This window comes from Novosphingobium sp. BL-S-33 (genome assembly GCF_056857025.1).
In genome coordinates this window covers 86,805-100,151 of the sequence record NZ_CM166475.1, presented here as the reverse complement: position 1 = coordinate 100,151, position 13,347 = coordinate 86,805, and the positions used below count along the sequence as shown (strand labels likewise).

The following is a 13,347-nucleotide window of genomic DNA, read 5'->3' as shown; positions in this document are numbered from 1 at the left end:
TCACGAGCGCGCGTAAGCGATGCGCCGACAACCATCCGCTGCGTGATCGTGCCTGAAGCGCCTAGCACGAAGAGTCTCCGGAAGCGACCTGCCAATATCGGAAGCGGTTTGGGGCTCGCGAAAACTTAAGGCAAAACGAATCCCACAGTCGCCTGCGCGACCGGTCGATGCTCGGCCTCCTGCCACAGTCTCACGTCGAGAGTGGCCAGCCTCCTGCCCAATTTCAGCACGCGCGCATCGGCAACGATCGGCGCCAGATGGCAGGCCCGCAAGAACGTGATGTTGAGCGTATTCGTAACTGCCATCGCCACCGGGCCAACGTGAGCCAGCACAACGGCATAGGCGGCAACGTCCACCAGACCCATGAGCGTGGGCCCGGAAACAATGCCGCCGGGCCGGACCATGTCACTGCCGGGGTTAAGCTGCATTCGCACATGCCCGGGTTCCACAGACACCAGATCGCCGAATGCCGGCCGGGCAGCCGCCGGAAATGCCGCGTCCAGAAAGAGCGCAAGTCCCGCAAGATCGAAGCGGAGCCGATCGTCGGAGATCGGGTTCTGAGATATTGTCGCCATTGGCGCACCGTACGGCATGGAAAGCGCCGGGCCCAGCGTTCTCCCAGTATTTCCGCGACGCCGGCGAGCGCCATAGAAACGCGAACCGAGCGATGACAAAAATATAATTGGCTGACGGGAATTCGCCCATTTAGCCGCAACAAACCATGAACAGAGCGAAGACATATCTGCATGACCCGCTTGAGCCCGACCACGCTCATGCAGAAACGGCTCTGTGCAGCCGGCATCTACATCCGTATATCACTTTGAAATTGCAGGTCATTTACAAAACGATGAAGGCTCTCTTCCGCTCCTACGCCCTGCTTTCGATGGCAGCTATTGCCCTTCTGTCGGAGCCTGCACTGGCCGATGCCGACAAGTGCAAGTTCGATATGATGGCGAAATTGCCCGTGGTCATGGAGGGTGAGCGAGCCAGCGTCGCGGTGAAATTCAATGGCAAGGACAGCCGTGTCTGGCTCGACAGCGGCGCCTTCTTCAATTTCATGCCCAAGGCCAAGGCAATGGAACTGGGTCTTTCGACCGGGCCCTTGCCTGCCGGCTTTTTCGTGAGCGGGATCGGCGGCAGCTTTACCCCCGAACTGGCACGCGTGCGCGACTTCGGCATCCTTGGTGCCACACTCCACAACATGGAATTCGTCGTCGGCGGCAGCGACAGCGGCAACGGATTTCTTGGCGCCAACCTGCTCGGCATTTGGGATACCGAATTCGACCTCGCCAAAGGGGCCGTCAATCTGTTCAAGGAGGCTGGCTGCAGCAAAGTAAGCATGGCTTACTGGGGTGCGGGCATGTCGGTGGGCGAGGCACGGCTGCTAGGCGGCGGGTTCCCCAACGATCACCACATCTATGTGGAAGTGTTCGTGAACGGCCATCCGCTGCGCGCCATGCTCGACTCCGGAGCGCCGACTTCCGTCATCGGCCGCCACGCCGTGGGCCAGGCCGGGATCGACCTCACGGCACCGCAGGTCGTGGCATCGGTCAATATGAGCGGCGTCGGGTCGCATGAGCGCAAGAGCTGGATCGTCCGCACCAAATCCATCTCGATCGGCGGCGAGAATATCGCCAACAGCCCGATCCGTGTGGTTGATGACGCTGCCGACGACAAAGATTACGACATGTTGCTCGGCGTCGATTTCCTGATGGCCCACCACGTGCTGGTATCGCAGCCGCAGCACAAGATGTTCCTGACGTACAATGGCGGCCCGATCTTCTCCGCCAGTACCGACCGGGAAATCGGACGCCACAGCACAACGCTCGGGAAAGACCTCGGCGCAAGCGAAACGGTGGCCGAGCCAAAGACCGCCGACGAATTTGCCGGGCGCGGCTCCGCACGGCTCATCAAAGGCGATGCCGTTGGCGCTATCGCCGACTTCACGGACGCCATCAAGCTGGCGCCGGAAAACGCCAACTTCCTTGCCCATCGCGCCCAGGCCTACATGCGGAATGGACAACGCGATATGGCGACGAAGGATGTCGGCGCCGCACTGGCGATTACCCCCAACGACCACCGCCTACTCACCACCCGCGCACAGATCGCGCTGGCCAAGGGAAACAGGGCGCAGGCACTGGCCGATACAGAGGCGGCCGCCGCAAACACCCCCAAGGGCTCGCTAGACGCAATGAGCCTGGTGCTGCTGTACGAGCGATTGGGAATGCCCGATCGGGGACTGGCGCTTATCGATCCGGTCATCGAACTTCACCGGGGCGACTCCAAATACCCGGCCTTGCTCAACGCGCGCAGCTGGAACCGAGGCCTTGCCAATGCCGACCTCGATAGCGCGCTGAAAGACATCAACACCGCGCTCAAGAAGGCCGGGCCGAATGCCGGCATGCTGGACACCCGCGCGCTGATCCAGTTCCGGCGCAAGGACTATGTCTCCGCCATCGCCGATGAAAGCGCGGCTCTCGACAAGCAGCCCGATCTGGCCGCCGCCCTGTTCACTCGCGGCCTCGCACGCGCGGCCAACGGCGACGTCGTCGGCGGAAATGCGGATATCGACTCCGCTCGCAAATCCCGACCAGGGATCGAGCGGCGCTACGCCGCTTACGGGCTGCTGGCACCCGGAGCGAAGCCCGCGATGTTATCAGGGGCGTCACTCGAGCCTGACGATGCTGACGATCAGGATGAGGGCGATTTCCTCTGATCTTCGGCTGTCGGGAGCGCTATCGCTATGGCCTGCGGCCGTGAGTCTCGTCCGTGATGAAAGCGGCAATGGCGCCTAACCTGTCAGCGTAGTGCTCGATCTCTCCGACACTGAGATTCCGGGGAATGCCGCTGATGACCAGTTGCAGCGAAACGGTGCCCATGGGCGAAAACACGGGCGCGGTGATATAGCCAATCCCCTCCTCGCCCAGATCACTGAGATCGAGAAGCTGCACTTCACGAGGCGTCAGGTGGCTCACCAGATCGAACACGGATGACCAGTAAGCCTCATCGCGCTTCTGACCGGCCGGCAGCGCGGTAGCCTCGCGGGCGTGGCTGGTAATGGGCCCGTTGGCGGCAACCGCGTAGCCGCGCCGCCGGATTACGGGAAATGCCGCCAATAGCCGTGCACGAACCGCTTCGCTGATATGCGGGGTCGCCTTGTCGAGATACGCGTCGATCACCGCATCTCCACCCCAGGCGACATGGCAAAGCCCAAGCGGCGGCACGAGCGGACGGCGCTCTCCCACGCGCGTGAGGCCGCGATGCGATTGCGGCGTCCCTTCCTTGGCCAGCACCAGAATCTCGTCATCGACCACGGTGTTGGCGCTGCACTGAACGTTCAGTTCCAGTGCAAGGCGTGCAATCTCGCGTCGTGCGATGTCGATCCCGCGATGTTTTTCCACCGCCGCTTGCCCGATCGCCACCATCGCCATGCCCAGCGAATAGGTTCGCTGCTTTTCATTGCGCGAGAGGAACCCGGCCCCGGCCAAAGTGGTCAGGATTCGATGCGCCGATCCGTTGCTGAGCCCAAGATGTCGCGCGATTTCCGCCAACGAGAAGCTTTCCGTGGGCCGCGCGGTGAGGAAGTTCAGCACGTCGATCACGCGAGCGGTCGGATTGGACGTGTCTGGCAAGGGCGAACTTCCTGTCCCGAGAGTTACAAAGGCATTGACTCCAACCTGCGTAAATCACATCGTTCCACAAATAACAATATATATTCCAATATTGGAACGGATGGGATGATGGAAAGGCAGAACGAACTCGATCTCCACGGCAAGGTCGTGATTGTTACCGGAGCCAGCCGGGGTGTGGGCAAGGAAGCCGCGCTCCAGTTTGCCGCACGCGGCGCGCGGGTGGTATTGGCGGCCCGCACGGTGGAGGTCGACGAAGCCTTGCCGGGGACGATCGGCGAAACGCTCGCTCGGATCGAAGCTATGGGCGGCGAAGCCATCGCCGTGGCGACCGACCTTGCCAGGGAAGACGATCTGAAGGCACTCGTCGATGCTGCAGTATCCCGCTTCGGCGGCGTCGACGTGCTCGTCAACAATGCCGCTGCGACCACGGGCGATATCTGGGGCAAGCCATTCCTCGAATTGACCCGCGCCGAGTGGCTCTACCAATTCGACGTCAATGTGCACGCGCCGTTCACGCTTACGCAACTGGTCGTGCCGATCATGGAAAAGCGCGGCGGCGGGCGCATCATCAATCTGTCCACCGGAAGCGGCGAGGTTTTCCGCCGGGCCGAGGAACCGCCGAAGCTGGACGCCGTCGGCACATTCAGCCTCGCGGTGCCGGGCTACTATTCGAGCAAGCGGGCGCTGGACCGTTTCGGCAATTGCATGGCGCCGGAACTCCACGCCCGGAACATCGCAATCATCGGCATGCATCCGGGACTGGTCTCCACCGAACTGGTGCAGATCCGGGTAAAAGAGCGCGGACTGGACGACAGCGTGGCGGTACCCATGGCCCTGCCTGCACGGATGCTGGTCTATTTCGCGGCCTGCGAGAACCCTTGGGAATATACCGGGCGCCTGTTCTGGGCGGAACGAGAGATGGCCGAGATGGGCATCGAACTCGACCACGCCACCAGCGAAGCGTAGAACCAACCGCCCGCAATTCCACCTGACACGCTGCCCTGCGGGAAAAAATGGATTGCGGGCGAGCCAGCCCTTGAGCCCCGATAATCGCTCGCGACGGAGGGGCTTAATTGGCGCCAGTCCCACTCAAACCGGCACCACTGGAGGACTGGCCGCCGAATTGCGTGGGCAAAGCGCCGAAGTCGATACCGCGATTGACGACATCGAGGCTGGCTTTTGCTACGATGCCGGGATGAACAACACGCACGAATGTGGTGTGCGCCGACGCAACCCTCACAAGACTGCAGAGGCCGTGCGAAAGCATTGGTAGATGTGAAAGAGTTGATAGCCGGTCGCTGCGAGCCACCCGCTTCGCCCTCATTATCCATTCAAAAGGCAGGAAAAGGTTTCGCTTGCAGCTCTGGCAGGTTGCCGAATTCCATGAAAATCACTTCGGAAATTGTGGACCGAAATTTTTCTACATTTCGAGCACAGATATAATCAGTCCTGCAATCGATTATATTACATCAATTCATGGATTAATTATAAACTTAACAACACAATCAAAATTAACAACGTTATAAAATTATCAATTCATTTTCTGAATACACAGAAAATGATATAACTCCTCCTTGGGAATCGAGGAGGTAACATTGGCTGAAATCGACAAACAAACTGACATCCCCGACCATTTCTTTATTGCGATGGATCTGGATGGAAAGCAGCATTACGTGCTGTGCGGATCGGTATACTCCATTGCAGAGGATGCGCTTTCCGAGTCAGCACTTGCGGGGATCAAGGCTCTTTTTGAAGCACTGACCCTCAAAGCGACACCGATTACCCATGACGACAAGGAGACTGCTCCCGTCACCATGCGTATGTATGGAATGCAATCTGCGCGATCAGCGCGGTCGCAATCCGCGACCGGGCCCGGCGGATGACACTTGAGCCTCGTGCTCAAGACTTAAGCAAGACCCTTTGCCTGGCGAGACAGGCCGCCCGCATCGCCGGTGTTACGCGCATTGGCGATGTGTCCCAGTTCGCCGTGCCGGGCATACCGGTGTTTCAGGCAATCCGTCCTTTTTCGAAATCGCTTACCGTTTCGCAAGGCAAGGGCGTAACGCCGATGGCTGGCGCTGTTGGCGCCCTGCTCGAAGCGGTCGAACTCTGGGCGGCGGAAAATCTACAGCCGCCAGCCTTCCGGTCGCGGTTGATTGATCTCGATCCTGCGGACCAGTTCTTGTGGTCGGGCGACAGGCACGAGTTAGCCCTGTCGCTGGCCTCGCACCGAGAACGCTACTGGCTGGATGGAATGGATCTGTTCAACGACACACCGTGCAAAGTCCCGTTCGATCTTCTGTCGCTCGATTTCACGCAGGACTGCTTTGAATTTCGGGTGACGTCGAATGGCCTCGCTTGCGGAAACAATGACGACGAAGCGCAGGCATCCGGGGTGGCCGAACTGCTGGAGCACCATTGCTGCGCGCAAGTCGAAGCACTCTCGCCGCGAGAACGCTGTGCGCAGCAAGTGGCGCTCGCGACGATCGACGACCCCGTTCTTATCCGTCTTATACGGCGCATTCAGGCGGCGGGCTTCCAACTGCGCGCATGGAGTATTGGCGACGCATTCGGGATCCCCGCCTTCCAGTGCCTGATTACCGAAACGAAACGGCAGTTCGACGATCTGGCCCCCTCAGCCGGCAGCGGTTGTCATCCCGACAGGCGTGTCGCCTTCGCACGGGCCATGCTCGAAGCCGTCCAGTCGCGCGCGACCCTGTTCGCCGGCGCGCGCGACGATCTTGAAGCGCAAGCCTATTCGATGGGAAGGCAGCAGGAATTCGCCATCCTGCTTTCACTCCTCGCGTTTGGCGAAGGCTCCCGGCAGTGGCAGGACATCCCCACCCGCGAAGAGCTGGAAGCCCCTGCCCGCCTGCGATTCCTGCTACAGACCGCGCGGTCGATTGCCGACGTGCCGGTTGTCGCGTTCAAGCACCGACTTCCGGTGGAGGGCTTGAGCCTGTGGCATTGTCTGGCGCCCGGCCTCATGGATCTGGCGAGAGAGAATGAGCCCCATAAGCCGGATCGCCGCGCCCCCACCATCTTGCGCGCGCGCCATCGCGACGCCGTTCTGTTCGCGGGCCCCAGCATATATGGCCTCGACATTGCCGACGATATCGAGGTCCGCCCGCCCGCCGTCTGCGGCGATCTGGCCGCGCTCCTCGACAAGCCGCCCGCGACGGTGGCGCTGATCGACGGCTTCTTCCGGACAGCGCGCACGACTTGGCACAAGGAAATACTCAGCCTGCTGGCAGCCGGCGTGCGCGTCATCGGCGGAGCAAGCCTCGGCGCGATCCGTGCCGCAGAGCTGGATGTCTTTGGCATGGAAGGGATCGGCGAGATCTACCATGCCTACCGCAGCGGCATGCTGATGCGCGACGACGCCGTGCTCATTTGCCATGCCCCCCGCGAGCTTGGCTACGCTCCCGTAACCACAGCTCTCGTCGACGCGGAATTCGCACTGGCAGGCCTCGACATTGGCGAGGGAGACCGCCGCATGATGCAGCGCATCGTGCGCACCACCGATTACACCGTCCGAACCTGGCGCCACTGCCGCTCGCTTTTCGTCCAGCGCACCGGGCACGATTTCCCGTTTTCGGCCGAGCAGCTTGAACGATGCCCGTCGATCAAAAAACGCGATGCAAAGCGAGTCCTCGAAACAATGCTGAAACCGAGACCCAGAGCGGCCAGTACCTGCCCGCAACCTCCCCTAACCTTCTATTACGAACGGCTCCTCACCACCGCGGAGCCAGTATTTGCGCAAGGTTCGACTTGATGAACGTGCGATGTTCGATGGGATTGAGCGGCAGCGTATAATCCACCCATTCCATCACATCCTCCAACTGCGGCTTCGTCGGCTGTTGCCATGCACGCAGGAAGGCGCCCCTGAAGCGCTCTTCGATTTCCGCCATCAGGCCGTCGCTATCGTCCAGCCTTGCGGCATTCGCCATGCGGACGGCGGTGTATTGCAGCCCCATTTCGCCCGATATGGAGAAATGCGCCTCCGCATCCTCGGCAAATCCCCGCAGCGCCGCGAGGACCGCGTAATCGGCATGATAATCGCTGGGCGGAAACGGATTCTGCCGGAACGCCCGCTGCATCAGGTCCTCCGCCACCTCGAAAAGGCCGAGATGGCACATGCCGAACGCGCACATGTTCACCATGTCCGGATCGTTCGGCAATGCGGCCAGCGCGGCCTTGAATTCGCGTTCGGCATGCGCGACATTGCCTTTGCGAAGCTCGCACCACGCCTGACGCAGCCGCACTTCGCAGTGCCCGGGTTGCAGCTTGACCGCCTCCCGCAGATGCCGTTCGGACGCCTCCCTGAAAGCCTGAACGTCATGGCCGCAGACCTGCTGCCAGAAATCGGTGTTGTACATGCGAACCAGCAGCAGCCGGGCGGCGATATGGGCCGGATCCTCCTCGACCAGCTCTTCCAACAAAGCCACCGCCGCTTTCACAGACTCCAGATCGCCCAACTGGCGGATCAGCAATCGCGCCCGCGTGTATTTCGCGCCTTCCTCCGCCAATTCGCCGTCATGCGACCATAGCTGCTTTTCGAGATCGCGGTCGATCGCGGGCAGGACGACACCGCTCGCTTTCTCGACCAGCATATCGATCGCCTCGATTTCCAGTGCCGCAAGCCGGATCGTTTCGGCCCAGAGGATCACATGGCTCGCCGCATTGGCAAGTTGCAGGCTGGCCTGATAGCCGGAGCCGATCTGCCGCACGTTCCCGGACAGGGAATAGATGGCCAGAGCATGTTCCGCCTCGGCAACGACGGAACCGACATCGCCTTCGTCGAGTGCCAGGACGTGGAGGCCGCGAAACTGGCAGACGGCGCTGCGGATCTCGTCGACGCAGGCTTCCCCGAATGACCGCACCACGTCCTGCTGCCCCTGCGCGCGGAGCGGCGAGACCAGCACGAGCGGCATCATGTCGCGGCTGCGCAGCGCTATGTTGGGCGAATTCGCCCTTCGCCCCCCGCCGCCCACTGCGTCCTGGGAAGGCGAGATACCTTCGGCCAGTGAATGGAACAGTTCGCGCGTCCGCGCCGATGGACGGGCGCCGAACTCGCTGTCGAGCCGATTGCACAGCTCGCGGTAGCGGCGGTGGAGCGAGCTGCCATCGCCGATATCATGGTCGAGCCGCATGCCCAACCGGGCTGCGGCTTCGTTGGCCGGTTCAAGGCGATCGAGCGATCGCAGGATTTCGCGGGCGTGCTTCATGTCATGCAAGCCCGCGCATCGCAGGGCGTCGAGCACCTCTTCCAGTACCTGCTCGCGCAGCCGGACGCGCTCGGCCATCAGCCATTCGTCGAATCCGGGCGAGATATCCAGAAAGTCCTCCAGCACATCGCCATGCGAATGGGCCAGCACCGTGGCCAGGACTTCCAGATCCTGCGCGTGGGCCGCCTTGCTGATCAAATCGAGATCGGACTGCACCCGCCGCTCGTCCAGGTGAATGGCGTCGCGATCCATTGCGAAAGCCTCGCCAAGGCCCGACAGTTCGCGCAGTTCCTTCAGCGCCTGCCGAAGGCTTGCCCTGGCTTGCGGGGGCGCCCGATCGGTCCACAACAGACATGCCAGGCTTTCCCGCGTCGCGCTGCGATCCGGAGCCAGCGTCAGATAGGCAAGAATGCCCCGTGCCTTCCGCCCGGGCAGCGGCATATTCGCCCCCTGATGCCGGATTGCGAATACCCCCAAGAGGTTTACGCAAACCGGTTGCATCTCGGCGTTGCAGTTGTCCACTGAAGTAGTCACGTGCAGTTTCCATCCGCTGAAGTCGTACCGCAGCCGCCTTCAAGTCATGGCCTGTATGTGCCGTCATGGAAAATGCCTCTTTAAGTATCGTATAGCAAGCAAGGGGTGCCTTAATACGGCACCCCCGCCCATTAATTTGGCCCGCCCGGCCTATTTCGACCCAGTCAACTAATACGACTTCTATTGGACAACCGACGCCTGTGCGATTTGCGACGCCGGATTTGTCGCAAGGTTGATGGCGATATCCCGCTGCCGCCGGACCTCACGCTGGGCGTCCTGCATGCAACGCGTGCCGCCCCGGTCTTCCCATGTGGAATGGAAATTGTTGTCAGCGCAGACCTTGCGAACCGCCCGGCTCAGGCGCCGATCAAGCGTCGCGACGCCCTCCAGGGTCGCCAGATTGAGATCGCTGTAGTGAACCTGTTCCGTGCGCACGACTTCCCGGGCATGCAAGGCCGCCGGAACGCCATTCGCAGCGATCGTCAGCAATAGAAAAGCAGCGCCGACCGAATTAAATCTGATCGTGTTCATTTCCCGTCTCCAGGCTGGTCCGGCAAAAAACTGCCGGACGAGGAGGTCATGCGACGGGACACGTGATCGGCCACTTCGGGCCCGCGTGAAAAAAGCGTGAAAAATGCTATGGGGCGGAAATGAGCGGCGAGAACCGCTCCGTTTTAGGCTGACTTCGCGATCCGGGCGCGCAGCGCCTCTTCGGTGACGATCTCGATCGGCCGTCCTGCGTCGCGCAGTTCCTGCGCCTTGCGATGGAGTGGGCTGGCATCCACCCATCGGCCGTACGGCTGCGCGCTTGCGATCACCAGCATCGTGGTCGTCATGCCCACCGTGCTGACAACGCGCGCGCCGGCTTGCGCCGCCCACTGCGCCAGCGGGCCGTCCCGCGCCTCGCCCAGCACGGCAAGGCGCGCTCCGGAAAGCGGCCCCGAAGCAGCGGGGGCAGGTGCTTTGCCCCGCACACGCTGCGGCTTGGTCATCCAGCCTTCAAGATCCACGCCGGTCGACTCGATGGCCCTCAGGATCACGATGCCCGCCGCACGGGCATCGCTCAGTGCGTCGTGATGTCGATGCTCGATGCCGAGGAAGCTGGCGAGGACGTTAAGGCGATGGCTCGGCAATTGCGGCCAGGCCCGTTTGGCCACCGAAACGCTGTCCAGCCAGCGTGTTTCGATGGTGGGGCGCTCGCTAACGCGGCAGGCCGCGCCAAGTGCGCCCTTGTCGAACCATGAATGGGCAACCGTGATCCGCCCGCTCAGATAGGCATCGACCGCCTCGTGGATCTCGCCATAGGAAGGCGCGCCGACAACATGCCGCGCCGTGATCCCGTGGATGCCCACGTTAAACGGAGAGAACTCGTCACGCGGATCCACGAGCGTTTCGTAGGCGAAGACTTCCTGGCCGCCCTTGAAGCCAACGATCCCGATCTGACAGATGCTGCTGACCCGCGAGCATGCGGTCTCTACGTCAACGACGACGAAATCGGGCGCGTCGGAAGCAAGTGCGGTGGGCGGCGTATTCACGGGATTCAACGAGAGCATGCGCCGCCTATAGCAAGGCGGTCCCGACTGGGCGAGGCCGCCTTGCCATAGGCGGCCCCATACGGGCCGATTTCGTCGATCTGCCCCGTATAAAATGCTCGCCTGTCATGATAATCATGTGAAACGCGGCGTAGAGGCGGTGTCGTCTTGCCAATGGCCCTGTCCGCTCACGGTCCTTCCGCCCCGGACAGCGTGATGTCCGCAGTCATCTGGAATTTCGGAGAGAGAAATAAGCACAAGCCCCAGAGGAGAGTAGTGATGGGAAAAGCTACAGTTCTGATCTCAACGGCAGTCGTTCTGCTGACGATAACGGCATGTGCAGGCACCGATCACAGCAACACTACCGCATCGCGAGAACCCCGCCGATGTTTCTGGCCATCGGATGTGCGTAATTTCCGGGCCGTCAATGCGACAACGGTCAATATCCGCGCCGGACGCGATGTCTACCGCCTCGATCTGCTGGGCAGTTGCCCCAATATCAACTGGAATGAGCGGATGGGCCTGATGACGACCGGAAGCTCCACGATCTGCGTAGGCTCGGGCCTTGGGACCTCGGTCGTGACGCGCGGAACGGCCGGGCGGGGGCAACAGCGCTGCCCCGTGCAGACGATCACGGCACTGACACCCGAAGAAGTGGCCGCACTTCCAGGCCGCGAGCGGCCCTGACCCGGCTTCCCCCAATCGGCCCTCTCCCGGTGAGGGCCGATTGACGCCTTTTCATCGACTTCCTAAGCGCGGAGGGCTCTACCAGTCCCACCACCGCTTGCGAAGGAACCCGCGCGATGAGCTTCTGCGATACGATCTGGGCGGAAATCGCCCCGCTGCGCCGGACCATTCTCGAACATCCCTTCCTGACCGAACTCGCGGCCGGTACACTGGAGGCGGAGAGCTTCCGCCACTACATCGTGCAGGACAGCCTCTATCTTGCGGAATATGCCCGCGCGCTCGCGCTTGCCGCTGCGCGCGCGCCGACGGCGGCGGGGCGCCTGGAATTCTCGGACGGCGCCAAGGTCGCCGTGCAGGTCGAAGAAGCGCTGCATCAGGCGTTCTTCGCGCAGTTCGGCGTGACTGCCGAAATGGCGCACGAAAGCGAGCCCACGCCCGCGTGCCTCGCCTATACCAGCTACCTCAGCGCGCTGGCCGCCACGCGAAGCTATGAGGAACTGATCGCCGGAATCCTGCCCTGCTTCTGGGTCTATTGGGAAGTCGGCTGCGACGTGAAGCCCAGCGCGGCCTCGCCCAATCCCTATGCCGCGTGGATCGACACTTATGCGGCGCCCTCTTTCGGCGAAGCGACCGACCGTGTGCGCATGCTGGTGGACGAGGCTGCGGAAAACGCCACCCCGGCGACGCGAAAGGCGATGGCGACAGCCTTCCGCAACGCCGCGCGCTACGAATGGATGTTTTGGGATTCCGCCTATCGCCGCGCAACCTGGCCGATCTAGCGCCGGAGCGGCTGGCGATTACCTTTTCTTCGCTGCCGCCGCCGGTTCGGGGTTCTCGAAAGCCCAGTTCAGGTAAGCCGCAATGCGTACGCCCGCGTGCTTGAGCCGGTCGTCGATCTCGCCGCGATGCTGATAGGCATAGTCCCAAGAAAGGCTGGGATTCGCGGGGTAGATCGTCTTGCGCAGGGCAACGCTCTCGGCAATCCAGACCGCCGGATCACGCTGATTCCAGGCGATAACCTGTTCGGGCGTAATCGAGCGCGACAGCCAATGGGCATATTCGGAATAGGATAGCGAGCGGTGCTCGATCAGCCCGGAATCCCAGACCGAGTGCAAGTTGCTCGGCGTTCCGAACCACGTTACCGAAACGGTGTTGCCGCCGCGGTCGTCCCCGCCGCCGGCATGCAGCGGCTGATGCAGATCGCCAATGATGTGAACGATGAAGCGCAAGGCCGTGCGCTTGTCATCGAGCGAAGCATTCGGATCGCGCAGAGTCGCGGTGAAACGCGCCAAAGCCGTCATCGCATCACCCTCGGGCGGAGCGTCCGAAGCGGCATAGCGGTCGCCATGCACAGTCACATAGTGCCACGGGCTGGCTTTCTTCTGCCAGAATTCGGCGGGATCGGACTTCATGTCGTCCGGCCATGTCGCCGCTTCGGCAAGGTCTTCCTCCCCCAGCAGCAAGCGGACATTGGCACGGGCCACGCCGCTTAGGTTTTCATCGGCAATGGCACCGGTAATCCGGTGTCCGATCGGCCCCCATGCCTGAGCCGGGGATGCAATGGCGAGCGAGAGAGCTGTAAGGGTCAGAAAGCGCATGCGAATTCCATACAGGCGCAATCGGGCCTCGCAAAGAGGGGCGTGAGTACCTTTCCCACGGCTTCCCGGCACTGCCGGATCAAATCATTCTCCAACAACCGCATTCCGCCGAAACCAGGATCGCGTCCCGGCGGAA

The 13,347-nt window shown here is 61.9% G+C and carries 12 protein-coding genes; 6 read left to right on the top strand and 6 right to left on the bottom strand.

Translation table 11 applies throughout. The features are described from left to right. Window positions 1-125 precede the first annotated feature (125 nt). On the bottom strand, window positions 126-575 hold the full coding sequence (locus AC1VVM_RS17355) for a PaaI family thioesterase (RefSeq protein ID WP_482906593.1): 450 nt from the start codon (window positions 573-575) through the stop codon (window positions 126-128). A 272-nt stretch (window positions 576-847) separates the two neighbouring features. Here AC1VVM_RS17355 and AC1VVM_RS17350 point away from each other — a divergent pair, with 272 nt between their 5' ends. Next, on the top strand, window positions 848-2,716 hold the full coding sequence (locus AC1VVM_RS17350; RefSeq protein WP_482906592.1) for an aspartyl protease family protein: 1,869 nt from the start codon (window positions 848-850) through the stop codon (window positions 2,714-2,716). A gap of 25 nt (window positions 2,717-2,741) precedes the next feature. Here AC1VVM_RS17350 and AC1VVM_RS17345 read toward each other — a convergent pair whose 3' ends face one another. Further along, a complete protein-coding gene (locus AC1VVM_RS17345; RefSeq protein WP_482906591.1) occupies window positions 2,742-3,632 on the bottom strand; it encodes an IclR family transcriptional regulator in 891 nt (296 codons plus the stop codon). On the opposite strand from AC1VVM_RS17345, the gene AC1VVM_RS17340 reads away from it, so the two are divergent. From AC1VVM_RS17340 to AC1VVM_RS17330, 3 genes are all read left to right on the top strand, one after another. Then, complete coding sequence (locus tag AC1VVM_RS17340; RefSeq protein WP_482906590.1) at window positions 3,531-4,598, top strand: SDR family NAD(P)-dependent oxidoreductase; 1,068 nt, start codon at window positions 3,531-3,533, stop codon at window positions 4,596-4,598. The genes AC1VVM_RS17345 and AC1VVM_RS17340 overlap by 102 nt on opposite strands. A gap of 629 nt (window positions 4,599-5,227) precedes the next feature. Next, window positions 5,228-5,515: a hypothetical protein gene (locus tag AC1VVM_RS17335; protein WP_482906589.1), complete on the top strand. Its 288-nt coding sequence runs from the start codon at window positions 5,228-5,230 to the stop codon at window positions 5,513-5,515. Beyond that, entirely contained in the window at window positions 5,512-7,407 is a 1,896-nt protein-coding gene (locus AC1VVM_RS17330) for a YcaO-like family protein (RefSeq protein WP_482906588.1), read from the top strand. The genes AC1VVM_RS17335 and AC1VVM_RS17330 overlap by 4 nt, the downstream gene beginning before the upstream one ends. On the opposite strand, the gene AC1VVM_RS17325 is transcribed toward AC1VVM_RS17330, so the two are convergent. The 3 genes from AC1VVM_RS17325 to AC1VVM_RS17315 all read right to left on the bottom strand — a co-directional run bounded on the left by AC1VVM_RS17325 (window position 7,367) and on the right by AC1VVM_RS17315 (window position 10,947). Beyond that, complete coding sequence (locus AC1VVM_RS17325) at window positions 7,367-9,301, bottom strand: AfsR/SARP family transcriptional regulator (RefSeq protein WP_482906587.1); 1,935 nt, start codon at window positions 9,299-9,301, stop codon at window positions 7,367-7,369. The two genes, AC1VVM_RS17330 and AC1VVM_RS17325, sit on opposite strands and share 41 nt — an antisense overlap. A 273-nt stretch (window positions 9,302-9,574) precedes the next feature. Beyond that, window positions 9,575-9,925, bottom strand: coding sequence for a UrcA family protein (locus AC1VVM_RS17320; RefSeq protein ID WP_482906586.1), 351 nt, complete (start codon window positions 9,923-9,925; stop codon window positions 9,575-9,577). Between the two features lie 143 nt (window positions 9,926-10,068). Continuing rightward, entirely contained in the window at window positions 10,069-10,947 is an 879-nt protein-coding gene (locus AC1VVM_RS17315; protein ID WP_482906585.1) for an exonuclease domain-containing protein, read from the bottom strand. Between the two features lie 153 nt (window positions 10,948-11,100). Here AC1VVM_RS17315 and AC1VVM_RS17310 point away from each other — a divergent pair, with 153 nt between their 5' ends. Next, a complete protein-coding gene (locus tag AC1VVM_RS17310; RefSeq protein ID WP_482906584.1) occupies window positions 11,101-11,613 on the top strand; it encodes a DUF6491 family protein in 513 nt (170 codons plus the stop codon). 116 nt (window positions 11,614-11,729) lie between these two features. Next, window positions 11,730-12,392, top strand: a complete 663-nt coding sequence (tenA, locus tag AC1VVM_RS17305) for a thiaminase II (RefSeq protein ID WP_482906583.1) — start codon at window positions 11,730-11,732, stop codon at window positions 12,390-12,392. An 18-nt stretch (window positions 12,393-12,410) separates the two neighbouring features. On the opposite strand, the gene AC1VVM_RS17300 is transcribed toward tenA, so the two are convergent. Further along, on the bottom strand, window positions 12,411-13,211 hold the full coding sequence (locus tag AC1VVM_RS17300) for a S1/P1 nuclease (RefSeq protein ID WP_482906582.1): 801 nt from the start codon (window positions 13,209-13,211) through the stop codon (window positions 12,411-12,413). Between the last annotated feature and the right edge of the window lie 136 nt (window positions 13,212-13,347).